The organism is Mycobacterium sp. 050128, assembly GCF_036409155.1.
Classification (GTDB): Bacteria; Actinomycetota; Actinomycetes; order Mycobacteriales; family Mycobacteriaceae; genus Mycobacterium.
The window spans coordinates 213,744-239,339 of the sequence record NZ_JAZGLW010000002.1 but is presented as its reverse complement, the minus strand read 5'-3'; the positions used below and the strand labels follow the sequence as shown (position 1 = coordinate 239,339).

Genomic DNA, 25,596 nt, shown 5'->3' with positions numbered 1-25,596 from the left:
CGTCCCGCGGTGCGGACCACATCGTCACCGAGCTAATGTCACGCCTCATGGAGCCGGTTCCGCCAGACCGGGTGCTGACAGTGCCCAACCTGTTGAGCACGCTGCGCCTGGTGCTCATCCCGGTGTTCATCTACGTACTGTTGGTCGCCCACGCCAACGGCTGGGCGGTGGGGATCCTGATGTTCAGCGGCGCCTCCGATTGGGCCGACGGCAAGATCGCCCGCACGCTCAATCAATCGTCGCGGCTGGGTGTGCTGCTGGACCCGGCGGTCGATCGGCTCTACATGGTGACCGTTCCCGTCGTGCTGGCGCTCAGCGGCATCGTGCCGTGGTGGTTCGTCATCACCCTGGTCGCGCGTGACGCGCTGCTCGCGGCCACGCTGCCGCTGCTGCGCAGTCGCGGATTGTCCGCGCTGCCGGTGACCTACTTCGGCAAGGCCGCGACGTTCGCATTGATGTCCGGCTTCCCGCTCGTGCTGCTGGGCACCTGGGACGCGTTGTGGAGCCGGGTGATCGGCGCCTGCGGCTGGGGCTTTCTGATCTGGGGAATGTACGCCTACCTGTGGTCATTCGCCCTGTACGCGGTGCAGATGGTCCTGGTGATGCGGCGCATGCCCAAGGTCACCCAACACGCGGCAGCGCCGATCGCCCGCAAACCGGGTGAGCATGGCTGAACCGGATCGCCTGCTCGGCGGCTACGACCCCAACGCGGGCCGTAGCGCGCACGCCGCCGCGCGCCCCACGCTGATCCCGGTGCCCTCGCTGTTGCGCGCGCTGCTCTCGGAGCATCTGGATCCCGGTTACGCCGCGGCCGCCGAACGGCGCGCCGCTGAGGGCACACCGCAGAGTGGGCGCACGCGCGTGTTCGGTTGGCTTTGGCAAGCCCTGGCGGCGATGCTTGTCGCCACGGTTTTCGCCGCCGCGGTCGCGCAAGCCCGTTCGGTCGAGCCGGGTGTGCGTACAGCTCAGCAGCTGCTGGCGCGCAGCGTGCGATCGATCGAGGAATCCGACACGAAATTGGCTCAGCAGCGCAGCATGCTGTCGAGCAAGGTCGACGACGTGCAACGGCTCGCGCTGGCCGACAATGCCGAGGGCCAGCGGCTGCTGAGCCGGCTGGACAGTCTCAGCCTGGCGGCGGCCAGCACAGCAATCATCGGTCCCGGCCTGACCGTGACAGTGACCGATCCCGGTGCCAGCCCGAACCTTTCCGACGTGTCCAAGCAGCGCGTGAACGGGAGCCGGCAAATCATCCTCGATCGCGATCTGCAACTGGTGGTCAATTCGTTGTGGGCCAGCGGCGCCGAGGCGATCTCGATCGGCGGGGTGCGCATCGGGCCGAATGTAACGATCCGTCAGGCCGGGGGAGCGATCCTGGTCGACAACAACCCCACCAGCAGCCCGTACACGATCCTCGCGGTCGGGCCGCCGAACGGGATGCGGGACGTCTTCGAGAACAGCCCCGGATTGCAGCGTCTTAGGCTGCTGGAGGTCTCCTACGGTGTCGGCATCACGGTGAACGTCTCCGACGGCCTGTCGCTGCCGGCCGGATCGGTCCGGGAAGTCAAGTTCGCCAAACAGATTGGGCCCAAGTGAGAAAAGTCCTCGGATGATCGGTATCGCGGCACTTGTGGTCGGCATCGTGTTGGGCCTGGTTTTCCATCCCGCCGTGCCCGAGGTCGTCCAGCCGTATCTGCCCATCGCGGTGGTCGCCGCGCTCGACGCGGTTTTCGGCGGGCTGCGGGCCTACCTCGAGCGGATCTTCGACCCCAAAGTCTTCGTGATTTCGTTCGTGTTCAACGTCTTTGTCGCGGCGCTGATCGTTTACGTCGGCGACCAGTTGGGCGTGGGCACGCAGTTGTCCACGGCCATCATCGTCGTGCTGGGCATCCGGATCTTCGGCAATGCCGCCGCGTTGCGGCGCAGGCTGTTCGGGGCGTAACGGAAATGAGTCAGGATCAACCCGACGGCGTGGCCGACGAAAGTCGGGACGCGCCAACCAGACACGAGGATGCCAAGCCCGGGGCCGACGATACAGCGCAGCGTGGTCGCCACGAATTGCCCGCGCGCAGCCCGCGCCCCGAGATCGGGGCGGTAGGCCGGACCGGGTTGTCCGGGATGCTGCGGAGCGGGCGGTCGCGGCTGATGTTCGGAACGCTGGCGGTCCTGCTCTGTCTGGTGCTGGGCGTCGCGATCGTCACCCAGGTCCGCCAGACCCGGTCGGGTGACTCGCTGGACACTGCGCGCCCCGCAGACTTGCTGGTGCTGCTGGATTCGTTGCGGCAGCGCGAGGGCACGTTGAACGGCGAAGTCAACGAGCTGCAGAACACGCTGAATTCGTTGCAGGCGTCCGGCAACACCGACCAGGCCGCGATCCAAAGCGCGCAGGCCCGGCTGGCCGCGCTGTCCATCCTGGTGGGCGCCGTCGGCGCGACCGGACCCGGCGTCACCATCACGATCGATGACCCCGGTCCAGGAATATCGCCCGAAGTAATGCTCGACGTGATCAATGAGTTGCGCGCCGCCGGAGCCGAGGCGATCGAGGTCAACGGCGGCCACCAGTCGGTGCGGGTGGGTGTCGACACCTGGGTGGTCGGCACGCCCGGTGCGCTGACCCTCGACACCAAGGCGCTGTCGCCGCCGTATTCGATTCTGGCGATTGGCGATCCGCCCACGCTGGCCGCTGCGATGAACATTCCCGGGGGTGCCGAGGACAGCATCAAGCGGGTCGGCGGGAAGATGTCCGTGCAGCAGGGCGACCGCATCGACGTGACCACCTTGCGACAACCAAAACCGCACCAATACGCTCAGCCCGTCAAGTGAGACGCCGAAAAGAACAGGATTGCCGTGAGCGATATCCCGCCCGATCTGCACTACACCGCCGAACATGAGTGGGTTCGCCGGAGCGGTGACGACACCGTGCGGGTCGGGATCACCGACTTCGCGCAATCGGCGCTGGGCGACGTGGTTTTCGTCCAGCTGCCCGACGTCGGCACCGAGGTGACCGGGGGCGAATCCTTCGGCGAGGTGGAATCGACGAAATCCGTGTCGGACCTCTACGCGCCGGTGTCCGGCAAGGTGACCGCCGTCAACGGCGAACTGGAAGGCGACCCGCAGCTGGTCAACTCCGACCCGTACGGTGCCGGCTGGCTGCTGGATATTCAGGTCTCGGACGGCGCTGAGTTGGAGTCCGCCGTTTCCGGGCTGCTCGATGCCGAGGCCTACCGCGGCACATTGACCGAGTGACGGTTGCTAATGTCCCTGCCACGGGGGCCAAACGATCGGTTAGCGATCCAGCCGGTGGCTAGCGCATTCGGAACCACCGCGCGGTACGGTCAACACATCAGCGTTGGAAGGCAAGTAATCGGCAATACAGGGTTCACCAACCTAGCGGGAAGCCGGCCGAACGGCCCGGTCAGACAACGCCACAGCGGCCAGTGAGGAGCAGCGCGTGACGGATATGGACTCAGGAAGTTCGCAAGACCAGACTTCTGACGAAGTCACCGTGGAGACAACTTCGGTATTCCGCGCCGACTTCCTGAACGAACTGGACGCGCCCGCCCATTCGGGTTCCGAGAGCACGGTCTCCGGGGTCGAAGGACTTCCGGCGGGCTCGGCGTTGCTGGTCGTCAAGCGGGGGCCCAACGCCGGATCGCGCTTCCTGCTCGACCAGGCCATCACCTCGGCCGGTCGACACCCCGACAGCGACATATTCCTCGACGACGTGACGGTGAGTCGCCGCCACGCCGAATTCAGGTTGGAAAACAACGAATTCCACGTGGTCGATGTGGGTAGCCTCAACGGCACGTACGTCAATCGCGAGCCGGTGGACTCGGCAGTGTTGGCGAACGGTGACGAAGTACAGATCGGCAAGTTCCGGCTGGTGTTCCTGACGGGACCCAAAGGTGACGACGACGGAGGATCCGGAGGCTAGTGAGCGCACCCGATAGCTCGGCTCTCGCCGGGATGTCGATTGGGGCGGTCTTGGACCTGTTGAGGCCGGATTTCCCCGATGTCACAATTTCCAAGATTCGGTTTTTGGAAGCTGAAGGACTGGTGACGCCGCAACGCGCCGCGTCGGGATACCGCAGATTCACCGCTTACGACTGTGCGCGACTGCGCTTCATTCTCACCGCACAGCGCGACCATTACCTGCCGCTGAAGGTGATCCGGGCCCAGCTCGATGCCCAGCCCGACGGCGAGCTGCCGCCGTTCGGATCGCCTTATGGCGTACCACGATTGGTTTCGGTGAGCGACGGCGATGGCGACCCCGACACCGGATCGGACGCGGCCGCGGTGGCACCCACCCGCGTCCGGTTGAGTCGAGAAAACCTCCTCGAACGCGCGGGCGTGGACGAAGACCTGCTGACCGCCCTACTCAAAGCGGGGGTCATCACCACCGGCCCGGGTGGACTCTTCGACGAGCACACCGTCGTGATCTTGCAGTGCGCACGGGCGCTGTCCGACTACGGCGTCGAGCCACGGCATCTGCGTGCGTTCCGCTCGGCGGCCGACCGGCAGTCCGATCTGATCGCCCAAATCGCGGGGCCGCTCATCAAGGCCGACAAGGCCGGCGCCCGCGATCGCGCCGACGATCTGGCGCGCGAGGTTGCCGCGCTCGCAATTACTTTGCACACGTCGCTGATCAAGTCCGCCGTTCGCGACGTTCTGCGACGCTGAGGACTAGACTTCCCTCAACAGCTTGGCGTCCGACGACACGGAGAGGAATGGTGCCCCACCGGGTCGTCGCGCCGAGTGAAAGTCGGACACGGCGGCATGTGCGGAGGGCAGACACAAATGGGTGAAGTTCGTGTTGTCGGCATTCGCGTCGAGCAGCCGCAGAACCAGCCGGTGCTGCTGCTGCGCGAGGCCAACGGAGACCGCTACCTGCCGATTTGGATCGGGCAGTCCGAAGCCGCCGCCATCGCGCTCGAACAACAAGGCGTCGAGCCGCCCCGCCCGCTCACGCATGACCTGATTCGCGATCTCATTGCCGCACTTGGGCATTCACTCAAAGAGGTCCGGATTGTCGATCTGCAGGAAGGCACTTTCTACGCCGACCTCGTCTTCGACCGCAATATCACCGTGTCGGCGCGCCCGTCGGATTCGGTGGCGATAGCGCTTCGCGTCGGTGTCCCGATCTACGTCGAGGAGGCCGTTCTCGCCCAGGCCGGCCTGCTGATCCCGGACGAGAGTGACGAGGAATCCAACACCGCTGTTCGCGAAGACGAGGTGGAGAAATTCAAGGAATTTCTCGACAGCGTGTCACCCGACGATTTCAAGGCCACCTAGGCCGGAAATCCCGCATTAAGGTGGATACCGACATCACGGATCCGTCTCATCTGACACTGTGATGTCGACACGCCTGACGGATAGCACGCCCCTTGCCGTTACGGCCCCCATACTTTGAGGACAAGTTAAGGCGCGGCAGCGATAGGACAGCGTAAGCTCTCTAACACTCGGGCCTTGGCTAACGCGGCTGTAATAGGCAGCCAGTGGACGCAGCTAGTGACTAGAGCGCGATCGGCGAGAGGATTCACTGTGAGCGACCAGCCACGTCAAGAACAGCTGGACCTTGCTGACCAAGCGGATGCCGCAAGCAATGGTGAACCGAGCGTCACCGTGGCCCCCGGCCCCGTACAGCCCGGCCTGTTTCCTGACGATTCGGTACCCGATGAGCTCGTCGGCTACCGCGGGCCAAGCGCCTGCCAGATCGCCGGAATCACCTACCGGCAGCTGGACTACTGGGCACGCACGTCGTTGGTGGTGCCGTCGATTCGCAGTGCGGCCGGTTCCGGCAGCCAGCGGCTGTACTCCTTCAAGGACATCCTGGTTCTCAAGATCGTCAAGCGGCTGCTGGACACCGGTATTTCGCTGCACAACATCCGCGTCGCCGTCGACCATCTGCGTCAGCGTGGCGTCGAGGATCTCGCCAACATCACCCTGTTCTCGGACGGCACCACCGTCTACGAGTGCACATCGGCCGAAGAGGTCGTCGACCTGCTGCAGGGCGGCCAGGGCGTATTCGGCATCGCCGTCTCGGGCGCCATGCGGGAGCTGACCGGCGTCATCGCCGACTTCCCAGGTGAGCGCGCCGACGGCGGCGAGTCGATTGCGGCGCCCGAGGACGAGCTGGCCTCGCGGCGCAAGCATCGCGACCGCAAAATCGGCTAGCAACCCACTGTTGGTTATCCCGACACGCATTGTTGGGCGATTTCGTGTACCGGGCTTCACTGACGGGTAAACTGGGCGTCGCATCACGCCCGCGCGGGAGAGTTCTGTGGCAGCCAGCCATGGACGCCGAAGGAGCAACACCTCTCCGTCAACCTCTCAGGCACCCGGACCGCGTCAAGGTGAAGATGCCTCTGGAAAGCGGTGCCGCCTCGAGCGGACCACCCGCCGATGGGGAAAGGCGCTTGGGGGGACTACGCGCCGAATCTCTCAGGCGCCCGTGACTGGGTAAGGACAGAGGGAGAGGGCCGATAGTCCCTCTGCCGATGTCAGGAGTACCCGTGGTCGACAAGTCCAGTTTCGCCGCCCGTCATATCGGGCCGGATAGCCAGGCCATCGAGGCCATGCTCGACGTGATCGGGATTGGCTCGCTCGACGAGCTGGCCTCCAAGGCAGTACCGGCCGGTATTCTCGACAGACTTTCCGACAGCGGTCTCGCACCGGGTCTGAGCGCGCTGCCGCCTGCCTCCAGCGAGGCCGAGGCGCTAGCCGAATTACGGGCGCTGGCCGACACCAATACGGTCGCGGTGTCGATGATCGGGCAGGGCTATTACGACACGCTCACCCCGCCGGTGTTGCTGCGCAACATCATGGAGAACCCCGCCTGGTACACGGCCTACACGCCGTACCAACCGGAAATCAGCCAGGGCCGGCTGGAAGCGCTGCTGAACTTCCAGACCATGGTCACCGATCTGACCGGGCTCGAGATCGCCAACGCCTCGATGCTCGACGAAGGCACCGCGGCCGCCGAGGCCATGACCCTGATGCACCGGGCGTCGCGCGCCAAGACCAACCGGCTGGCCGTCGACGCCGACGTCTTCGCGCAGACCGCTGCCGTGCTGGCCACTCGCGCTCAGCCGTTGGGGATCGAGATCGTCACCGCTGATCTGCGTGACGGCCTGCCGGACGGCGACTTCTTCGGTGTCATCACCCAACTGCCCGGCGCCAGCGGCCGGATCACCGATTGGTCCGCACTGGTCGCCGAGGCTCACGAGCGGGGCGCGCTGGTCGCGATCGGCGCCGACCTGCTGGCGTGTACGTTGATCACCCCGCCGGGCGAGATCGGTGCCGATGTCGCGTTCGGTAGCACCCAAAGATTCGGTGTGCCAATGGGATTCGGCGGCCCGCACGCCGGATATCTGGCGGTGCACACCGCGCACGCGCGTCAGCTGCCGGGCCGACTGGTCGGCGTCTCGGTCGACAGCGACGGCTCACTGGCCTACCGCCTGGCCTTGCAGACCCGCGAACAGCACATCCGGCGCGACAAGGCGACCAGCAACATCTGTACCGCGCAGGTACTGCTGGCCGTGATGGCCGCGATGTACGCCAGCTACCACGGCGCCGACGGCCTGACCTCGATCGCCCGCCGGGTCCACGGCTGTGCCCGATCCATCGCCGCCGCGCTGGGTGAGGCGCTGGTGCACGAGACGTACTTCGACACGGTGCTGGCCCGAGTGCCAGGACGCGCGGACGAAGTGTTGGCCAAGGCCAAGGCCAGGGGGATCAACCTGTGGCGCGTCGACGCCGATCATGTGTCGGTGGCCTGCGACGAGGCCACCACAGACGCCCACGTGGCGATGGTCCTGGACGCGTTCGGGGTGTCGCCCGCCGATCCTTCGGGCACCGATATCGCCACGCGCACATCGGAATTCCTCACCCATCCCGCCTTCACGCAGTACCACACCGAGACGGCGATGATGCGCTACCTGCGCACCCTGGCGGACAAGGACATCGCCTTGGACCGCAGCATGATTCCGCTCGGCTCGTGCACGATGAAGCTCAATGCCGCCGCCGAAATGGAGTCGATCACCTGGCCGGAGTTCTCCCGGCTGCACCCGTTCGCTCCGGCGGCCGACACCCCGGGAATGCGGCGCCTGATCAGCGACCTGGAGACCTGGCTGGTGCACATCACCGGCTATGACGCGGTGTCTCTGCAACCCAACGCCGGGTCGCAAGGCGAATACGCCGGCCTGTTGGCGATCCACGAATATCACGCCAGCCGCGGCGAACCGCAGCGCGACGTGTGCCTGATTCCGTCCAGCGCGCACGGCACCAACGCGGCGTCCGCGGCCCTGGCCGGCATGCGGGTGGTCGTGGTGGGCTGCCACGACAACGGCGATGTCAACCTCGACGATCTGCGTGCCAAAATCGGCGAACATGCCGATCGGCTGTCCGCCTTGATGATCACCTATCCGTCCACCCACGGGGTGTTCGAACACGACATCACCGAGATCTGCGCGGCCGTGCACGACGCCGGCGGCCAGGTGTACGTCGACGGCGCCAACCTGAACGCGTTGGTCGGCCTGGCCCGGCCGGGCAAGTTCGGCGGCGACGTGAGCCACCTGAACCTGCACAAGACGTTCTGCATCCCGCACGGTGGCGGTGGCCCGGGTGTGGGTCCGGTCGCCGCGCGTTCGCATCTGGCGCCGTTCCTGCCGGGTCACCCGCACGCGCCCGAACTGCCCGAGGGGCACCCGGTGTCGTCGGCGCCGTACGGATCGGCGTCGATCCTGCCGATCAGCTGGGCCTACATCCGGATGATGGGCGCCGACGGACTGCGGGCGGCATCGCTGACCGCGATTGCCTCGGCCAACTACATCGCCCGCCGGCTCGACGAGTACTTCCCGGTGCTCTACACCGGCGAGAACGGCATGGTCGCCCACGAATGCATCCTGGATCTGCGCGGTATCACCAAAGCCACCGGCGTGACCGTCGATGACGTGGCAAAGCGGTTGGCGGACTACGGTTTCCACGCGCCCACCATGAGCTTCCCGGTGGCCGGCACACTGATGGTGGAGCCCACCGAGAGCGAGGACCTCAACGAGGTCGACGCGTTCTGCGACGCCATGATCGCCATCCGCGGTGAGATCGATCGCGTCGGTTCGGGGGAGTGGCCCGCCGACGACAATCCGCTGCGGGGTGCGCCACACACCGCCGAGTGCCTGGTGGTCTCCGACTGGGATCACCCGTACACGCGCGAGGAGGCCGCCTACCCGCTGGGCAAGGGCTTCCGGCCCAAGGTGTGGCCACCGGTGCGCCGCATCGACGGCGCCTACGGGGACCGCAATCTGGTCTGCTCGTGCCCGCCGATCGAGTCGTACTCCTGAGCTGAGTGTCCAGCCCGTTCGGCCGGCCTTGGCAGCAGCGGAGCGCATAGTTCTAGTTGTCAGTGGGCCGCGCTATACTCGAACACATGTTCGATTCACTTGCGATGGTCGATCCGCTGGCCGACCAATCGGCGTTGATCGAGCGCATCGCGGAGCTGGAAAGAATCAAATCCGCGGCCGCGGCGGGCCAGGCGCGGGCGGCGGCCGCCCTGGACGCGGCGCGCCGGGCAGCCGAAGCGGCCCTCGGAATGCCCGCGGCGCAGCGTGGGCGCGGGGTGGCCAGCGAGATCGCACTCGCGCGGCGGGACTCGCCGGCCCGGGGCAGCCGACATCTCGGCCTCGCTAAAGCGCTCGTGCACGAGATGCCTCATACGCTGGCGGCACTCGAAGGCGGCTCACTCTCGGAGTGGCGGGCCACCCTGATCGTGCGCGAGAGCGCGTGCCTGGACGTCGACAACCGTCGCACTTTGGACGCCGAAATGTGCGCCGACCCGGCCAGCCTGGACGGAATCGGCGATGCGCGAGTGGCCGCAGCCGCCAAGGCGATCGCCTATCGGCTGGACCCACATGCCGTCGTGGAACGAGCCGCCAGGGCCGAGAGCGAACGCACCGTCACCATCCGGCCGGCCCCCGACACGATGACCTATCTGACCGCGTTATTGCCAGTAGCCCAAGGGGTTTCGGTGTACGCGGCACTGCGCCGCGAAGCCGACACGCGCGGCGACGGACGCTCGCGTGGACAAGCGATGGCGGACACCCTCGTCGAACGGGTCACCGGGCGTGACGCTGCGGTCCCCATGCCGATAGCGGTCAACCTCGTCCTCTCCGACGAAACGCTGCTGGGCGACGGCACCACACCGGCCGACATTTGCGGCTACGGTCCCATTCCGGCCGCGGTCGCCCGCGCAATGGTCGCTAACGCCGTGACCGACCGGCGGTCCCGAGCGACGCTGCGGAGGCTCTATGCGCATCCTCGCTCCGGCGCGCTGGTGGCGATGGAGTCGAGGGCGCGGCTCTTCCCGCGCGGACTGGCCGGCTTCATCGAGTTGCGCGATCAGCGTTGTCGCACGCCCTACTGCGATGCGCCGATCCGGCATCGTGACCATGCGCAACCGTGGGCGGCTGGCGGAGCGACCTCCGCAGCCAACGGTCTCGGCTCGTGCGAGCGGTGCAACTACGCCAAGGAGGCCGACGGCTGGCGGGTCACCACTAGTATCGACGAAACCCATACCCACACAGCCGAATTCACCACACCAACGGGACAGACCTACCGGTCAGCGGCCCCACCGCGGGCACCCACGATCACGTTCAGCGACATCGAAGTACGAGTCGGCATCGCACTGGCTAAGCATGCCGCCTAGGTTTCGAGGCAGTTCAGCCGTAGCGTTTGATGATCGCCGAGGCGATCTCGTCGGGCGCATCCTCCTGGATGAAGTGCTTGGCCGTGGGCAGCTCGACCAGCATGTGATCGGGGAAAGTCGCCCGCATCCGCGGGATGCTCGGACCGGGCCGGAACGCGAAGTCTTTCATGCCCCACACCAGCAGGGTCGGCTTGGCGCCGAGCTTGGCCGGCACCTCGCGGCTCAGCCGTTTCAGCAGCGGGCGGGCGGCCAACAGCTCCTTGGGCATCTCGGCCACCCCCAAGCGTGCGGCCGGGCTGGGCTGCACGCCGCGGTAGTGGTCCATCACCGCGGTTCCCGGCCGTTGCGCGGTGCCCGCGGGAATCAATCGCTCCACGAAGAAGTTGCGCTGCAGGATCGCTCTTTGCATTGGGGGACTGGACATCACACGCGAGAAGATCTTGGTCGTCAGCACGTCGATCGGCCAGAACCAGGTGTTGCCCAACACGACACCGCGCACCCGCTCGGCACGTTGGACCGCGACCGCCATGCTGATCGGTCCGCCCCAGTCCTGACCCATCGTCAGATAGCCGTCCAGGTCCAGGTGATCCACGAACTCGCCGATCACCTGGGCATGCTGGTCGACCTTGTACCCGAATCCGGCCGGGCGATCCGACAGCCCGAACCCCAGATAATCCGGTGCGATGCAACGAAATCGGCCACGAAGGGCCGTGATGATGTCACGGTACAGGAAGCTCCACGTCGGGTTACCGTGGCACAGCAGCAGCGGCGGGCCGGTTCCTTCGTCGACGTAGTGGACGCGGCCCCGCGAGCTGTCGAACCAGCGCGACTCGAACGGATACAGCCGTGGATCCGGAGTGAAATCCGGTTTGAATTCCTGATCCATGACCCACCTTCTTCATCGAGGCCGTCCACCGCTGTGCGTCAGCTCAAGAATGTGCTGAGCGCGTTGGCCAGGTCGGGGGAGGCCGAGGTCACCATGTTCTGATAGCTGCCACCGCTGAGCTGGGCGACCGCTTCCCAGGTGGGGCGGTCCGGGTCCGCGCCGAAGTCGATGACGTTGACGGCGATCGGCTTGGCCGGGTCGGTGCTGGTGCGGATGAAATTCTGCAGTCCGGGCCCGTCGAGGGATTGGTCGGTATGCGGCCCAGCCGTGATCAGCAGAATCGAATTCGATTGTCCAGCACGGTAATTGGTCTGCATGTCCTGGTAGAGCATGCGCAGCGTGGTGAACGAGACCGCCCCGCCGGCCGAGGAATACTGCTTGTCCAGCGCGGCCGCCAGGGCCGCCGTGCGGGGCTGGCCGTTGACCGGGTCGGACAGCGGGCCGGTCGCCACATCCGAGCGGCCCTCGTGGCCGTCGAACGTCCACAATCCCAATATCGTGGTCGGCGGTAGCGCTTTGATCCGGTCCTGCAGCGCCGCGATCACGTTGGCCAGCCGGGTTTTTCCGCCTTCATCGCCGGGCATGGACTGGTCCAGCATGATCGTCGCGGCCAGCCCGCTCGACGGCGCGGCCATCGCATCGGCCAGCGTGGCGCGCATGGCGTCGTCGCCCACCGACAGCGTGGCAGGCAGTGCGGCGAAACTCGTCACCGAACTGCTCGGCGATTTCACGCCGTTGACGCGGAAGCCGGCCTTAGCCAGCTTCGCGAGTTGATCGGGCTTGCGCATGAAGTGGGCGAACTCGCTGGCCGCCGAGGTCTGTTCCTTCGATAGCCATGAACCGCTGAGCAGCACCGTGGGGTAGTCGGCGACCGGCGCCGGCCCCTGCGGCAGCCAGGAAGCCAACGTGTTCTTGGCGTCCGACAGCGATTCGCCGCGCTGGAACAGCTGTTGCTCGGTGGTGATCACGGCATGCACCGGGGCGGTAGCGGGGTCACCCTGCTTCAGCAGTGCGTTCATTGCCTCGGTGAGCGTGTTGTCGGCCAGTTTGGGTTGGGCGCTCGTCAGCGCGCGCAGGGCGGCGATGCCCTGGGTGGGCGGTGCGCCGGAAGGTGCCGACGCGGCCGCCACCGCTTCACCCGCCAAATAGGACGCGTCGCTGTTGCCGCTCGTCGGCAACGCCAGTCGCAGCGATCCCCACGCCGGTAACTTCAAGCCCGCCAACGCGGTTGGATTGGTCTGCAGGCCGGGCAGGGCACCCCAGTTTTGGTTGGAGAGCGCCTGCTGCAGTTCGGGCCGAACGGCGAGCAACACCGGCGACGTCACCAGCGAACGGCTGTCGCTGATCGTCTTCTGGCCGGCGGCAGCGGCCAGTCGGGCGGCCGACACCGAGCTGCCCGGGATCCACAGCGCCGGTTGGGAACCCAAATCCGCCGGCCACTTGCCGATGAAGCCGGCGATGACGGCGTCCGAGCCGGCCGGTTTGACGTCCACCACCATGCAGTGGTCACCGACCGGGCCGGCCGAGGAGTTGTAACTTTCCGCGAACGGCCGCACCTGGTCGACGATCGACGGATCGACAACGACGGCAACGGTTTCCTTGCCTCCCACGCAGCGTGCGGCGGCATTGTGCGAGCGATGCGACAACGCGTCGCCGAAGAAACTCCACAGAATGACGGTGCCGACCACCACGATCACCGCGACCAGGGCCACGATCACGCCGATGCTGACTCCACGTCGCCCGCCGGCGCTGCGGTGCCCGCCGCGCCAATCGCCGAGGACGCGGCCCTGCTTCGGTTCCTCCGGCTCCGAACTGGCTGGCCGAGAAGGGAATTCGGGGTATTCGTCGTCGACGCGGTCGGCGCCATAGCGGTCATCGTCGTCGTCGGCGGCGGCGGCGGGGAAATCCTCGTCGGCATAGTCGTCGTCTTCGTATTTCTCGTCGTCCGCGAAGTGCGCGTCGACGTCCTGCTCATCCCCGTCGTCGTCGGAGTAGTCGTAGTCGTCGTCGTCGAGGTCCCGTGGGTCCGGCCTGTCCCGTTCTTCTTGGTAGCGAGACACCAGGTCACGGGCGGTGAACTTGGTCGTGGACTCGTCGGAAGGCTCGTCGGCCGATTTCCCGGGCATGCTGTGCCTACCCATTGCGGCGCCCGCTGCCTTTCCGTCGAATCGTCATCTGTCCCGGTGAGCCCGAATCAGGCACCGGCGCGGGCTTTGAGCTCACGCCGTCGCCGATGCAGGATCGGCTCGGTGTAGCCGCTGGGCTGCTGCGCGCCGGACAGGATCAGTTCTTGGGCGGCCAGGAACGCGATACTGTCGTCGAAGTTGGGCGCCATCGCGTGGTACGCCGCGTCGCCGGCGTTCTGCTGATCGACCAGCGGGGCCATCCGCTCCAGGCTGGCGCGGACGTCTTCGCTGGTGATGATGCCGTGGCGCAGCCAGTTCGCCAGCAGCTGGCTGGAGATCCGCAACGTGGCGCGGTCCTCCATCAGGGCCACGTTGTGGATGTCGGGCACCTTCGAGCAGCCGACGCCCTCGTCGATCCAGCGCACCACATAGCCCAGGATGGACTGGCAGTTGTTGTCGACTTCCTCGCGGATCTCCTCGGGTGCCCAAGCCAGTTCCTTGGCCAGCGGAATGGTCAGCAACTCATCGATCGTCGTGCGCTTCTTGCCCTCGAGCTCCTTTTGCACGGCGAACACATCCACCTGGTGGTAGTGCATCGCGTGCAAGGTGGCAGCCGTCGGCGACGGCACCCACGCGGTGGTGGCGCCGGCCTTCGGCTGGGCGATCTTCTGCTCGACCATGTCGGCCATCAGCTCGGTCATCGCCCACATGCCCTTGCCGATCTGGGCCTTGCCGGAGAATCCGGCCGCCAGCCCGATGTCGACGTTGGCGTCTTCGTAGGCCTTGATCCAGGTGGTGTTCTTCATCGCACCCTTGCGGATCATCGGACCGGCCTCCATCGAGGTGTGAATCTCGTCGCCGGTGCGGTCCAGGAAGCCGGTGTTGATGAACACCACCCGGTCGGCGGCCGCTTTGATGCAGGCCTTGAGGTTCAGGGTGGTGCGGCGTTCCTCGTCCATGATGCCGACCTTCATCGTGCCCTGCGGCAGGCCCAGCACGTCCTCGACGCGGCTGAACAGCTCGCAGGTGAACGCCACCTCGGCGGGTCCGTGCATCTTCGGCTTGACGATGTAGATCGAACCGGTACGGCTGTTGGCCAGCGGTCCGTTGGCGTCGCCGGTCTTGAGTCCGTGGATCGCGGTCAGACCGGTGAACAGCGCATCCATGACGCCCTCGAACACCGCGACTTCTTCGCCGTCGGCCTCGGTTCTGACGATCGCGTCGTTGGTCATCAGGTGCCCGACGTTGCGGACGAACAGCAGGCTGCGCCCGGGCAGGGTCAGCTCGCCGCCGTCCGGGGTGGCGTAGCTGCGGTCGGCGTTGAGCACGCGGGTGAAGCTCTTGCCGTCCTTGCTGACCTCTTCGGACAGGTCGCCTTTGTTCAGGCCCAGCCAGTTGCGGTAACCCAGCACCTTGTCGTCAGCGTCGACGGCGGCCACCGAGTCCTCGAAGTCCATGATCGTGGTGATGGCGGATTCCAAGACGACGTCCTTGATGCCCGCGGCGTCGGTCTTGCCGATCGGCGACTCGGGGTCGATCAGGATCTCGATGTGCAGCCCGTGGTTGACCAGCAACACCGACCAATTGGGCGAGCCGAGCTCGCCGCTGTACCCGACGAATTTCTCCGGGCTGGCCAGCTCCGTGGACTCCGCCCCGAGGGCGACCTTCAGCTGGCCGTCGTCGATACTCAAACCCGTGGCGTCCACCCACGAGCCCGACGCCAGCGGCGCCGCCTGGTCGAGGAAGTTGCGGGCGTAGGCGATTACTTTGTCGCCGCGAATCCTGTTGTAGCTACTGCCTTTTTCGGCGCCGTCGCTCTCCGGGATGACGTCGGTGCCGTACAGGGCGTCATACAGGGAACCCCAGCGGGCGTTGGCCGCGTTCAGCGCGAAGCGCGCGTTGAGGACCGGCACCACCAGCTGCGGGCCGGCGGTCGTGGTGATCTCGTCGTCCACCCCGGACGTGGTGATCGTGAAGTCGTCCGGTTCGGGCTGTAGGTACCCGATGTCGGTGAGGAATTGGCGGTAGGCCTCGGCGTCGAGCGGTTCGATGACGCGCTGCCGGTGCCACTTGTCGATCTGGGCCTGCAACTCATCGCGGGTGTTGAGCAAACTCTGGTTCTGCGGGGTGAGATCGGTGACCACCTTGTCGACGCCGGCCCAGAAGCTGTCGGGGTCGATGCCGGTGCCGGGCAGCGCCTCGTTGTTGACGAAGTCGTAGAGCACTCGGGCGACGCGCAAATTCCCCGCCGACACGCGGTCAGTCATTTTTCTCCTCCATAGTTGCCTCATTGGTCCCACTCGACTCCCGACTGGCCCCAACTAGCTACGCCGTCAGCCTACCGGCCGACGGCCCGATCGATCCCCGGCGTTCAACCCGCAGTCGCAGGTCACGGTGCGGTGGACGGGCTTTGCCGCGGGCTTCCCGATGGGCCCTGGGGAGCGCCTTCTGGCAACGCGTGTTCCGCCGCCGCACCCTGCCCTTCGCCCCTTCTTGGACTGGCGCCGTTCAATCATACGGGCTGGCCGGGGCCCCTTTGGCGGGCGGCGGTTTCAATGCGCGTCGCGCATGCTGCCGACCAGATCCTCCATCAGGTCCTCCATCGCCACCATGGCTACGACCCCGCGGCCGTCGGTCACCAGTGCCAGATGACTGTTGGTGCGACGCATCCGCGACAGGGCATCGGCCAGCGGCAACGTGATGCTCACCCGCGGCAGCGGGCGTACCAGCGAGAGGTCGATGACAGTCTGCGGATCGTCGCCGAGCGGCAGCATGTCCTTGATGTGCAGGTACCCGATGAATCTGCCGTCGGCGGCCGCGACGGGGAAGCGGGAGTAGCCGGTCTGCGTCAGGGCGCTTTCGACGTCGCCGATGGTCGGCCCGGACCCCGGGGCCGCCGCCGGCACCGCGCGGACTTCGTCGAGGGGGACGGCCACGTCGCCGACCACGCGACTGCCGATCTGCAGCGCCCGGGTCAGCCGGGTGTGTTCCTCGGGGTCCAGCAGGCCTTCGGACACCGATTCGGCGATCATCGCGCTCAGCTCGTCGGGCGAGACCGTGATGTCGAGCTCGTCTTTGGGTTCCACGCGCAGCAGGTGCAGGATCGCATTGGCGCATTTGTTGTAGAAGACGATGAACGGCCGGGCGACGCGCACGTACGCCAGGTAGGGCGGCACCAGCAGCATCGCGGTGCGCTCGGGGCCGGCCAGTGCGATGTTCTTCGGCACCATCTCGCCCAACAGCACGTGCAGTATCACCACCAGCCCCAGCGCGATCACGAATGACAACGTGTGTCGTAACGCCAGGGGAATCCCGGTCAGCCCGAAAGCCGAATGCAACAGGTTGGCGACCGCCGACTCACCGATGCGGCCGAGCAGCAACGAGGCCACCGTGACGCCCAGCTGCGAGCCGGCCAGCATCGAGGCCAATTGCTCACCGGCGCGGATCACGGTGACCGCTCGCTTCTTGCCCTGTTCGGCCAGGGCTTCGAGCCGGTCGCGCCGGGCGGAGATCAGCGAGAACTCCGCGCCGACGAAGAAGGCGTTGGTCGCGATCAGCAGGATCGCCAGCAGCACTCCGAGCGTGTCGTTCATCGCTGGCCCTGCTCGGCGTGTGTTTCCCGGTGGCTGCTCAGTTCGGTCAGCACGACCTGATCGATCCGTCGGCCGTCCATCCGGATCACCGTCGCCTGCCAGCGAATTTCGCTGTCCAACAAGCCGTCTCCGTCGAGCGCGGTCAGCTCGACGGTTTCGCCGACCACCGGGATGTGACCGAGTTCGCGCAGCACCAGGCCGCCGATCGTTTCGTACGGACCTTCCGGAGCCCGGTAGCCGGTGGCGGCGGCCACCTCGTCGGTGCGCAGCAGTCCCGAAACCTGCCAGCCGTTGCCCGCCGCGACGACATCCGGTGTGGCGTCGTCGTGCTCGTCGCGCACGTCGCCGACGATCTCTTCGATCAGGTCCTCGACCGTCACGATGCCCGCGGTGCCGCCGTATTCGTCGACGACCAGCGCGGTCTGCAATGGGTTGGCCCGGATCTCGGCCATCACCGCGTCCCCGTCCAGGGTCGACGGCACCACCGGCACCGACTGCACGAGCGTGGTCAGCAGCGTCGACGCGCGTTCGGCGCGCGGAACATTGAAGACCTGCTTGACGTGCACGATGCCGACGGTTTCGTCGAGATCACCGTCGACGATGGGGAAGCGGGAGAACCCGGATTCGGCCGCCGTGGCGATCAGATCCCGAACGGTGTCGTCGGTTTGCAGCGCCACGATCTTCGACCGCGGCGTCATCAGCTCCTCGGCGGTCCGGGAGCCGAACTGCAGCGACCGCCGGACCAGCGCGGCGGTGGCGGGATCCAGGGCTCCGGCGCGAGCCGAGCTGCGCACCAGCGAGAGCAGCTCCTGCGGCGAGCGCGCCGACCGCAACTCCTCGGCCGGCTCGATACCCATCTTGCGCACGATCCAGTTCGCCGCGCCGTTGGTCAGCCGGATCACCGGCGTGAACAGCAACGAGAACGTCAGCTGGAAACCGGCGACGGCACGCCCGGTCGACAGCGGCCGCGACACGGCCAGATACTTCGGGACCAGCTCGCCGAAGACCATCGACACCGAGGTCACGATCACCATCACCATGAACGCGGTGATCCCGTCGGCCAGCTGATCCGACATGCCAAGGGCGTCCAGCCAGGGGTGGGGTAGGTCGGCGACTATCGGATCGGTCAGATAACCGGTCACCAGGGTGGTGATCGAGATGCCCAGCTGGGCGCCCGAGAGCTGGAAGGACAGCCGATCCTGGGCGCGCTGAATGTAGCGGTCGCGCCGACCGCCCTTGCGGGCGTTGGCGTCGACGGTGGAGCGGTCCAGCGCGGTCAGCGAGAATTCGGCCGCCACGAAGACCGCATTGCCGAAGATGAGCAGCGCGATGGCGAGCACGCTGACGAGGGTGACGGTGAGGTTCATGGCGGGCGCGGCTATCGCGGTGGCCGAGGAGACGAAAGTCGAGCGGATTTCCGCTTTACCCGGATGCCGACGGGCTCGACGGGTGCCTGCGGCACGTCATCCCTTTCGGTTGATGCCGCGCAGCGCGCAGCTGCGGGCGTGCAGATCTAGAAATTCACATGGTAGCGAAGACATCTGGCCCGATTACCAGCCCAGTGGCAGCGGGTGGCCCTCGGCGAAGCCCGCGGCCGACTGCACGCCGACGACGGCTTGCTTGTGCAGCTCCGCCAGGGTCGTGGCACCGACGTAGGAGCAGGTGCTGCGCAGGCCCGAGGTGATGTGGTCGATCAGGTCCTCGACGCCGCCACGGTCGGGGTCCAGCCCCATCCGCGACCTCGAGATGCCCTCCTCGAACAACGCCTTGCGGGCACGGTCGAATGCGCTGTCCGCGGCGGTGCGCGCCACCACCGCCCGCTTGGACGCCATCCCGTAGCTCTCCTTGTACGGCTGGTCGTCGCGGTCGCGCATCAGGTCGCCGGGCGACTCGTAGGTGCCGGCGAACCACGACCCGATCATGACGTTCGACGCCCCGGCGACCAATGCCAGCGCGACGTCACGCGGATGCCGCACCCCGCCGTCGGCCCACACATGCCCGCCGAGTTCCCTTGCGGCAGTAGCGCATTCGAGCACAGCAGAGAACTGCGGGCGCCCGACACCGGTCATCATCCGGGTGGTGCACATCGCGCCGGGCCCGACGCCGACCTTGACGATGCCGGCCCCCGCGCTCAGCAGGTCACGGGTGCCCTCCGCGGACACGACATTGCCGGCCGCCAGCGGCAGACCCAGTTCCAGCGATGCCACCGTCTTGATCGCGTCCAGCATTCGTTGCTGATGCCCGTGCGCGGTATCGATGACGAGCATGTCGACGCCGGCTTCGGCGAGCGAACGGGCTTTGGCTCCCACATCACCGCTGATGCCGACCGCCGCGCCGACGCGCAACCGGTCCACGGCGTCGGTATTGGGGATATAGAGACCGGCACGCACCGCTCCGGTTCGGGTCAGGACGCCGGCGAGCTTGCCGTCCGCGGTGGTGATGACGGCGACCTCGATCGGCGCGTGATCCAACAGGTCGAAAATCTTGCGCGGCTCGGTGCCTAGCGGGGCGCTGACGAAGTCGGACACGGCCACGTCGCGCACCCGGGTGAAACGATCCACCCCGAAGCAGGCCGCCTCGGTGACCAAGCCGATGGGGCGGCCCTCGAAGACCACCACCGCGGCGCCGTGCGCCCGCTTGTGAATCAGCGCGAGCGCGTCGGACACCGAATCGTCGGGGGACAGCACGACCGGGGTGTCGAGCACCAGGTCCCGGCTCTTCACGAACTCCACGGTCCGTTGGACCGCCGTGATCGGCAGATCCTGCGGCAGGATCACGATGCCGCCGCGCCGCGCGACCGTCTCGGCCATCCGCCGCCCGGCCACCGCCGTCATGTTGGCGACCACCACCGGGATCGTCGTGCCGGAGCCGTCGCTGCTGGACAGGTCGACATCGAACCGCGACGCGATATCGGACCGGTTCGGCACGATGAACACGTCGTTATAGGTCAAGTCGTAGCCGGGCCGGTCGCCGTTCAGAAACTGCATCGCACTCGCCCCCTGGTATTTCTCCCGCTACGCCGGTACTTCGCTGCGATCGCCACTCCACAGCGTGTGGAAACGCTTGTCCGGGTCTTCGTCGATGCGCCCGTAGGTGTGGGCGCCGAAGAAGTCGCGCAGGCCCTGGGTCAGCGCGGCCGGCAGCCGCTCGGTGCGCAGGGCGTCGTAGTAAGACAGCGCCGAGGCGAACCCGGGGATCGGAATGCCCAGCTGCGTGGCCGTCACCACGACGCGGCGCCAGCTGTCGATCGATGCCTCGATGGCTTCGCGGAAGTAGGGCGCGACGATCAGCGACGGCAGGTCGGCGTTCTCGTCGAACGCCTCTTTGATGCGGTTGAGAAATTTGGCCCGGATGATGCAGCCGCCGCGCCAGATGGTGGCCATGTCGCCGGGGGTGATGTTCCAGTCGTACTCGATGCTGCCGGCCTGGACCTGGTTGAAGCCCTGGGCGTAGGCGATGATCTTCGACGCGTACAGCGCGCGGCGCACATCCTCGGTGAACTGTGGTGCGTCGGACGGCGTCTTGCCGAGATCACCGGAGGCCAGTCCCGTGGTGGCCTTGCGCTGAGCCACCGAACCCGACAGTGCCCGGGCGAAGACGGCCTCGGCGATACCGGTGACCGGCACGCCGAGGTCAAGCGCGGATTTCACCGTCCAGCGGCCGGTGCCCTTCTGCTCGGCCTCGTCCAGGATCACGTCCACCAGCGGCTTGCCGGTCTTGGCATCGATCTGTTTGAGCACCTCGGCGGTGATCTCGATGAGGTAGCTGTCCAGGTCGCCCTTGTTCCACTCGGCGAAGACGTCGGCGATCTCGGGTGCGGACTTGCCCAGTCCGTCGCGCAGCAGTTGGTAGGCCTCACCGATCAGCTGCATGTCGGAGTACTCGATGCCGTTGTGCACCATCTTCACGAAGTGCCCGGCGCCATCGGGGCCGATGTGGGTGCAGCACGGCACGCCATCGACGTGCGCGGAGATCTCCTCGAGCAGCGGCCCCAGCGATTTGTAGGACTCGGCCGGTCCGCCCGGCATGATCGACGGACCATTGAGCGCACCCTCCTCGCCGCCGGAGATACCGGCGCCGACGAAGTGCAGCCCACGCTCCCGGATCGCCTTTTCCCGGCGGATGGTGTCGGTGTAGAGGGCGTTGCCGCCGTCGATGATGATGTCGCCCTCTTCCATGGCGTCCGCGAGTTCGTTGATCACCGCGTCGGTGGGATCGCCGGCCTTGACCATGATGATGACCCGACGCGGCTTCTCCAGCGCGTCCAGGAACTCTTCGATGGTCTCCGAGCGCACGAACTTGCCCTCGTCGCCGTGTTCGGCGAGCAGTGCGTCGGTCTTGGCGATCGACCGGTTGTGCAGCGCCACGGTGTAGCCGTGGTGCGCGAAGTTGCGGGCGAGATTCGAGCCCATGACGGCGAGCCCGGTGACGCCGATCTGCGCGGTACCAGTCTTCGAATCCTCGGAGTCCGGGACACTCATGTCTTCGCCTCTCAGGTTGGAGAACTTCTGCTACACGGTTTCCGTCACACTGTGGCACAGCGGAGTTGCGGTCCGCCAAAGGGATTCGCGGTGGCCTGCGCTAGAGGTTGAACAGTCGCTTGAGTTCGGTGAGCCAGGGCACCGCGAGTGCGATGGTGGGCACCACCAGAACGGCCGCCGCGGCCAAGTACGCGGCCGCCGAAAGCAGCACGCTGTTGCCCCGCCCGGACAACCGGCGCACCCGCACCACGGTGCTGGGACCACCCGCGGCCAGCGCACCCGACGGTGCCCGCCCGGCTGCGCAGGCCACCAGTGCGCGGGCCAGGGGAGTGCGCCCGGCCGCGCGCACCGCGGCGTCGTCGGCGAGCAGCTCGACCAGCAGCTGCACCGCGCCCAGCGCATTGGAACTGCGGACCAGCCGCGGGAACGCGGCATGCACCGCGGTGAACGCCTCCAGAACCAGGTCGTGCCGGGCACGCAGATGCGCCCGCTCGTGGGTCAGGATGGCCGAGACTTCGTCGTTGTTGAGCTTGGTCAGTGTTCCTTCGCTGACCACGACCCGGCTGCGGACGCCCGGCAAGCAGTAGGCCAGGGGCTGGGCCACCTCCAACACACGCAGGTCGCGGGTGCGGGCACAGGGTTGGGCGAGGGCCGCGTCGTGCCCGACCCCCACAAGGTCGACCAGCATTCGGTGGTGAGCCCGCCGGCGGCGATTGGCGATGGCGACTCGCAGGACGGCAACCACCAGACGCACACCGACCAGCACGGTCAGCGCGAAGGCGGCGATGTAGGCCGTCCACAGCGGCCAGCCGAGCCGCCCCGCGGCGCCGACGACGCTGGCGGTGGGCCGGCCGTCGGGACCGGGCATGAGGATGCGGGTGGTAATCGCGATACCGGCGCTAAACGCGGAGAGTACGGCGGCCACGGCGATGGCTTGCCAGAGCACCATCGCCGCACGCGGGGCACGCAGTGGCCAGGACGCTCGCGCTAAAAGGGCTGGCGCTGGGCCAATCAGCAGTACCGCGAGGAAGGTAAAGGCCAGCGCGGACACACCACCAGTGTCCCTCAGGCCGCCGGTCTAGCGCCAGCTCATGGCGTATTGCGTTGATTTGCTTCCAGTTCGGCGAGCGCCCGGCGCAGCGCTTCGGCCTCATCGGCGCCAACGCGCTCGACAAAATGCACCAATGCGGCTTGCCTGCCGCCGGAGTCCTCGGCCTGTGACAGCGCATCCACCATCAGCCCGGCGACCAGCTCGTCGCGGCCGTGCACGGGTGCGTAGCGGTGCGCCCGGTCGTCGCGGATCTGGGATACCAGGTTCTTCTTGGCCAGCCGCTGCAGGACGGTCATCACCGTGGTGTAGGCGAGGTCGCGGCGCGCGGACAGGGCTTCATGCACCTGACGGACCGTCTGCGGTTCGGGCGTGGACCACAGGTGGTCCATCACCGCGCGTTCCAGATCCCCCAGCCGTGTCAACTTGGCCATAGTTCGTTCATCTCCATCAGCGTTGGAACAAGCGTACTCCGGCTTACTACCGGCGGTCGTAAAGACAGCCGGGCTATTCGTCCATCCAGCCACCGGTACACGTGTACCCGGTCGGCGTAGTTCACAGCCTACCTCTTGCAAAGTTAGGGCAGCCTTGCCTATACTTGCGGAGGTCGAGCGCAACAGACCGCCGGAGTGTCCTGAGGGCTGCAGCGACCCCCGGTCTACTCGATCGGCGAGCCCCGTGCCTCAGTGCACGGGGCTCGCCTGTTCTTTGCCGGCACTTCGCGACCGACCGTGATCACCGGATTTGGCGATGGTGTAGACAACAGAGCGTGTCAACGCCACCAGACGCGGTGATCCCGCCCGGTTTCACCGCACCATTCGATACCGAGATTGGCCTGCGATTCACCGAGCTCAGCCCGGACGGTGCCCGCGCCCAGCTCGAGGTCACGCCCAAACTGCTGCAGCCGGCCGGCCTGGTCCACGGCGGTGTCTACTGCTCGATGGTGGAGAGCATGGCCAGCGTGTCGGCCTATGCGTGGCTGGCCACCCAGGGCGGCGGCGAGGTGGTGGGCGTGAACAACAACACCGACTTCCTGCGGTCGATCGGATCGGGAACCGTCTACGGCGTCACCGAACCGATTCACCGGGGCCGGCGCCAGCAGCTGTGGTTGGTCACCATCACCGACGACAACCAGAAAGTCGTCGCCCGCGGGCAGGTGCGGCTGCAGAATCTCGAGCCGCGCCAAGGCTGATCAGGCGGCGGCTAACTCGCCCGTCTGGCGGCGGCGGGTCGCTTCGCCTCCGCGGCCAGCACCGCAAGTTGTTCGATGCGGGTGCGCGCGAACGCCTGCTGCTCGGTGATGGTCAGCTGCCCACGCTGGGTGCTGAGGAAGGTCACGGTCCAGGACAGCAACGTGCTGATCTTGGTCTTGAACCCGACCAGGTAAACCAGGTGCAGCACCAGCCACATCAGCCAGGCGATGAAACCGCTGAATTCCAGCGGCCCGACCTTGGCCACCGCCGAAAAGCGCGACACCGTGGCCATCGAACCCTTGTCGAAGTACTGGAAGGGCTCTCGCTCGGCCGGGTTGGCGCCCGCGAGTTCGGCTTTGATCGTGCTGGCGACGTACTTGGCACCCTGGATCGCGCCCTGCGCGACTCCCGGCACGCCCTCGACCGCGGCCATGTCGCCGATGACGAAGACGTTCGGATGTCCGGGGACGGACAGGTCGGGCAGCACCTTGACCCGCCCCGCACGGTCGAGTTCGGCCGCCGACTGGTCTGCGAGGTCACCGCCCAGACCGCTGGCCTGGACACCCGCGGACCAGACCTTGCAGGCGGACTCGATGCGTCGAATGGTGCCGTCGGAATCCTTCACGGTGATGCCGTTGCGGTCGACGTCGGTGACCATCGCGCCCAGCTGGATCTCGACGCCCATCTTCTCCAGTCGAGCGCGCGCCCGGGTGCCCAGCTTCTCGCCGAACGGTGGCAGCACCGCGGGTGCGGCGTCGAGCAGAATCACCCGCGCCCGGGTGGAGTCGATGTGCCGGAACGAACCCTTCAAGGTGTGGGTCGCCAATTCCGCGATCTGCCCTGCCATTTCGACGCCGGTCGGTCCGGCCCCGATGACGGTGAACGTCAAGAGCTTGGCCCGTCGTTCCGGATCGCGAGACCGCTCGGCCTGCTCGAAAGCGCTCAGGATTCGCCCCCGCACCTCAAGTGCGTCATCGATCGACTTCATGCCCGGGGCGAACTCCGCGAACTGGTCGTTGCCGAAGTAGGACTGTCCCGCGCCGGCGGCGACGATCAGGCTGTCATAAGGAGTTTCGTAGGTGTGACCCAGCAAGTCCGATACGACGAACTTGCCGGCGAGATCGATGTGTGTGACGTCCCCGAGCAGCACCTGGACATTGCGCTGCCTGCGCAGGACGACCCTGGTGGGCGGGGCGATGTCGCCTTCGGACACGATGCCGGTCGCCACCTGATACAGCAACGGCTGGAACAGGTGGTGGGTGGTGCGGGCGATCAATTTGATGTCGACGTCGGCGTGCTTGAGTTTCTTTGCCGCATTGAGTCCACCGAATCCCGATCCGATGATGACGACCTGATGGCGTCGTTTCGGATCAGCTGTGCCTTCTTGCTGGGGGCTCATTGCTTTGGATGCTCCTGGTGGGGCTTCGTGTCGCGCGGTATCAGTTAGCTATAACGCTAGTCACCCCGTCGGCCCGAAACAGGTAGTAAGCCTGTGTAATCAACCACACCGATCCGTTGCCGCTGGTCGCACCAACGTGATTCGCGTCATGTCCGCCACCGAATGCGACCTCGG

Annotated in this window: 22 protein-coding genes and 1 riboswitch; of the genes, 12 read left to right on the top strand and 10 right to left on the bottom strand. The window is 66.7% G+C overall.

Going from position 1 to position 25,596, the window contains the following annotated elements; genetic code table 11:
* Positions 1–47: 47 nt before the first annotated feature.
* From SKC41_RS18565 to SKC41_RS18515, 11 genes are all read left to right on the top strand, one after another.
* Positions 48–674 (top strand): CDP-alcohol phosphatidyltransferase family protein, encoded by a 627-nt coding sequence (locus SKC41_RS18565; protein WP_330979158.1) that lies wholly within the window; start codon positions 48–50, stop codon positions 672–674.
* On the top strand, positions 667–1,593 hold the full coding sequence (locus SKC41_RS18560) for a DUF881 domain-containing protein (RefSeq protein ID WP_330979157.1): 927 nt from the start codon (positions 667–669) through the stop codon (positions 1,591–1,593). Before SKC41_RS18565 ends, SKC41_RS18560 begins: the two co-directional genes overlap by 8 nt.
* 13 nt (positions 1,594–1,606) lie before the next feature.
* Complete coding sequence (locus SKC41_RS18555) at positions 1,607–1,939, top strand: small basic family protein (protein WP_036469126.1); 333 nt, start codon at positions 1,607–1,609, stop codon at positions 1,937–1,939.
* A gap of 5 nt (positions 1,940–1,944) precedes the next feature.
* The gene (locus tag SKC41_RS18550) at positions 1,945–2,820 is read left to right on the top strand and encodes a DUF881 domain-containing protein (RefSeq protein WP_330979156.1); all 876 of its coding nucleotides are present in this window, start codon (positions 1,945–1,947) and stop codon (positions 2,818–2,820) included.
* A gap of 24 nt (positions 2,821–2,844) precedes the next feature.
* Positions 2,845–3,243: a glycine cleavage system protein GcvH gene (gcvH, locus tag SKC41_RS18545; protein ID WP_330979155.1), complete on the top strand. Its 399-nt coding sequence runs from the start codon at positions 2,845–2,847 to the stop codon at positions 3,241–3,243.
* 214 nt (positions 3,244–3,457) lie between these two features.
* Entirely contained in the window at positions 3,458–3,931 is a 474-nt protein-coding gene (gene garA, locus SKC41_RS18540) for a glycogen accumulation regulator GarA (RefSeq protein WP_442931729.1), read from the top strand.
* Positions 3,931–4,677 carry a transcriptional regulator FtsR gene (gene ftsR / locus SKC41_RS18535; protein ID WP_330979153.1) on the top strand — a complete coding sequence of 249 codons (747 nt, stop codon included), beginning with the start codon at positions 3,931–3,933 and terminating at the stop codon, positions 4,675–4,677. The genes garA and ftsR overlap by 1 nt, the downstream gene beginning before the upstream one ends.
* Positions 4,678–4,794: 117 nt before the next feature.
* Positions 4,795–5,289 carry a bifunctional nuclease family protein gene (locus SKC41_RS18530; RefSeq protein WP_036469133.1) on the top strand — a complete coding sequence of 165 codons (495 nt, stop codon included), beginning with the start codon at positions 4,795–4,797 and terminating at the stop codon, positions 5,287–5,289.
* Between the two features lie 249 nt (positions 5,290–5,538).
* A complete protein-coding gene (locus tag SKC41_RS18525; RefSeq protein WP_330979152.1) occupies positions 5,539–6,171 on the top strand; it encodes a MerR family transcriptional regulator in 633 nt (210 codons plus the stop codon).
* Positions 6,172–6,255: 84 nt separating this feature from the next.
* Positions 6,256–6,353, top strand: a riboswitch (glycine riboswitch).
* 156 nt (positions 6,354–6,509) lie between these two features.
* Positions 6,510–9,335 (top strand): aminomethyl-transferring glycine dehydrogenase, encoded by a 2,826-nt coding sequence (gene gcvP / locus SKC41_RS18520; RefSeq protein WP_330979549.1) that lies wholly within the window; start codon positions 6,510–6,512, stop codon positions 9,333–9,335.
* 86 nt (positions 9,336–9,421) lie between these two features.
* Positions 9,422–10,696 (top strand): HNH endonuclease, encoded by a 1,275-nt coding sequence (locus SKC41_RS18515; protein ID WP_330979151.1) that lies wholly within the window; start codon positions 9,422–9,424, stop codon positions 10,694–10,696.
* A gap of 13 nt (positions 10,697–10,709) precedes the next feature.
* Here the strand turns inward: SKC41_RS18515 and SKC41_RS18510 are convergent, their stop codons facing one another.
* From SKC41_RS18510 to SKC41_RS18470, 9 genes are all read right to left on the bottom strand, one after another.
* A complete protein-coding gene (locus tag SKC41_RS18510; protein WP_330979150.1) occupies positions 10,710–11,582 on the bottom strand; it encodes a haloalkane dehalogenase in 873 nt (290 codons plus the stop codon).
* 38 nt (positions 11,583–11,620) lie between these two features.
* Entirely contained in the window at positions 11,621–13,708 is a 2,088-nt protein-coding gene (locus tag SKC41_RS18505; RefSeq protein ID WP_442931705.1) for a substrate-binding domain-containing protein, read from the bottom strand.
* A gap of 68 nt (positions 13,709–13,776) precedes the next feature.
* Entirely contained in the window at positions 13,777–15,975 is a 2,199-nt protein-coding gene (locus SKC41_RS18500; protein ID WP_330979148.1) for a malate synthase G, read from the bottom strand.
* 285 nt (positions 15,976–16,260) lie between these two features.
* Positions 16,261–17,301 (bottom strand): hemolysin family protein, encoded by a 1,041-nt coding sequence (locus tag SKC41_RS18495; protein ID WP_330979147.1) that lies wholly within the window; start codon positions 17,299–17,301, stop codon positions 16,261–16,263.
* Positions 17,298–18,668: a hemolysin family protein gene (locus SKC41_RS18490; protein ID WP_330979146.1), complete on the bottom strand. Its 1,371-nt coding sequence runs from the start codon at positions 18,666–18,668 to the stop codon at positions 17,298–17,300. Before SKC41_RS18490 ends, SKC41_RS18495 begins: the two co-directional genes overlap by 4 nt.
* Before the next feature lie 183 nt (positions 18,669–18,851).
* Positions 18,852–20,288 (bottom strand): GuaB1 family IMP dehydrogenase-related protein, encoded by a 1,437-nt coding sequence (locus SKC41_RS18485; protein ID WP_330979145.1) that lies wholly within the window; start codon positions 20,286–20,288, stop codon positions 18,852–18,854.
* Between the two features lie 27 nt (positions 20,289–20,315).
* Positions 20,316–21,782: an NADP-dependent phosphogluconate dehydrogenase gene (gene gndA, locus SKC41_RS18480; protein ID WP_330979144.1), complete on the bottom strand. Its 1,467-nt coding sequence runs from the start codon at positions 21,780–21,782 to the stop codon at positions 20,316–20,318.
* A 100-nt stretch (positions 21,783–21,882) separates the two neighbouring features.
* On the bottom strand, positions 21,883–22,833 hold the full coding sequence (locus tag SKC41_RS18475; RefSeq protein ID WP_330979143.1) for a M56 family metallopeptidase: 951 nt from the start codon (positions 22,831–22,833) through the stop codon (positions 21,883–21,885).
* A 38-nt stretch (positions 22,834–22,871) separates the two neighbouring features.
* Positions 22,872–23,264 (bottom strand): BlaI/MecI/CopY family transcriptional regulator, encoded by a 393-nt coding sequence (locus SKC41_RS18470; RefSeq protein WP_090602292.1) that lies wholly within the window; start codon positions 23,262–23,264, stop codon positions 22,872–22,874.
* Between the two features lie 335 nt (positions 23,265–23,599).
* Between SKC41_RS18470 and SKC41_RS18465 the strand changes: the two genes are divergently transcribed.
* The gene (locus tag SKC41_RS18465; protein WP_330979142.1) at positions 23,600–24,022 is read left to right on the top strand and encodes a PaaI family thioesterase; all 423 of its coding nucleotides are present in this window, start codon (positions 23,600–23,602) and stop codon (positions 24,020–24,022) included.
* Positions 24,023–24,033: 11 nt separating this feature from the next.
* Here SKC41_RS18465 and SKC41_RS18460 read toward each other — a convergent pair whose 3' ends face one another.
* Positions 24,034–25,422 carry an NAD(P)/FAD-dependent oxidoreductase gene (locus SKC41_RS18460; protein ID WP_330979141.1) on the bottom strand — a complete coding sequence of 463 codons (1,389 nt, stop codon included), beginning with the start codon at positions 25,420–25,422 and terminating at the stop codon, positions 24,034–24,036.
* Positions 25,423–25,596 lie beyond the last annotated feature (174 nt).

Bases quoted from the DNA above. Each gene is read 5' to 3' on its own strand.
- SKC41_RS18565 (WP_330979158.1), top strand. From the start codon at position 48: ATGGAGCCGGTTCCGCCAGACCGGGTGCTGACAGTGCCCAACCTGTTG.
- SKC41_RS18485 (WP_330979145.1), bottom strand. From the start codon at position 20,288: ATGCAGTTTCTGAACGGCGACCGGCCCGGCTACGACTTGACCTATAAC.
- SKC41_RS18530 (WP_036469133.1), top strand. From the start codon at position 4,795: ATGGGTGAAGTTCGTGTTGTCGGCATTCGCGTCGAGCAGCCGCAGAAC.
- SKC41_RS18515 (WP_330979151.1), top strand. From the start codon at position 9,422: ATGTTCGATTCACTTGCGATGGTCGATCCGCTGGCCGACCAATCGGCG.
- gndA (WP_330979144.1), bottom strand. From the start codon at position 21,782: ATGAGTGTCCCGGACTCCGAGGATTCGAAGACTGGTACCGCGCAGATC.
- SKC41_RS18495 (WP_330979147.1), bottom strand. From the start codon at position 17,301: ATGAACGACACGCTCGGAGTGCTGCTGGCGATCCTGCTGATCGCGACC.
- SKC41_RS18500 (WP_330979148.1), bottom strand. From the start codon at position 15,975: ATGACTGACCGCGTGTCGGCGGGGAATTTGCGCGTCGCCCGAGTGCTC.
- SKC41_RS18505 (WP_442931705.1), bottom strand. From the start codon at position 13,708: ATGCCCGGGAAATCGGCCGACGAGCCTTCCGACGAGTCCACGACCAAG.
- SKC41_RS18470 (WP_090602292.1), bottom strand. From the start codon at position 23,264: ATGGCCAAGTTGACACGGCTGGGGGATCTGGAACGCGCGGTGATGGAC.
- garA (WP_442931729.1), top strand. From the start codon at position 3,458: ATGGACTCAGGAAGTTCGCAAGACCAGACTTCTGACGAAGTCACCGTG.
- SKC41_RS18510 (WP_330979150.1), bottom strand. From the start codon at position 11,582: ATGGATCAGGAATTCAAACCGGATTTCACTCCGGATCCACGGCTGTAT.
- SKC41_RS18490 (WP_330979146.1), bottom strand. From the start codon at position 18,668: ATGAACCTCACCGTCACCCTCGTCAGCGTGCTCGCCATCGCGCTGCTC.
- SKC41_RS18555 (WP_036469126.1), top strand. From the start codon at position 1,607: ATGATCGGTATCGCGGCACTTGTGGTCGGCATCGTGTTGGGCCTGGTT.
- SKC41_RS18460 (WP_330979141.1), bottom strand. From the start codon at position 25,422: ATGAGCCCCCAGCAAGAAGGCACAGCTGATCCGAAACGACGCCATCAG.
- SKC41_RS18560 (WP_330979157.1), top strand. From the start codon at position 667: ATGGCTGAACCGGATCGCCTGCTCGGCGGCTACGACCCCAACGCGGGC.
- SKC41_RS18550 (WP_330979156.1), top strand. From the start codon at position 1,945: ATGAGTCAGGATCAACCCGACGGCGTGGCCGACGAAAGTCGGGACGCG.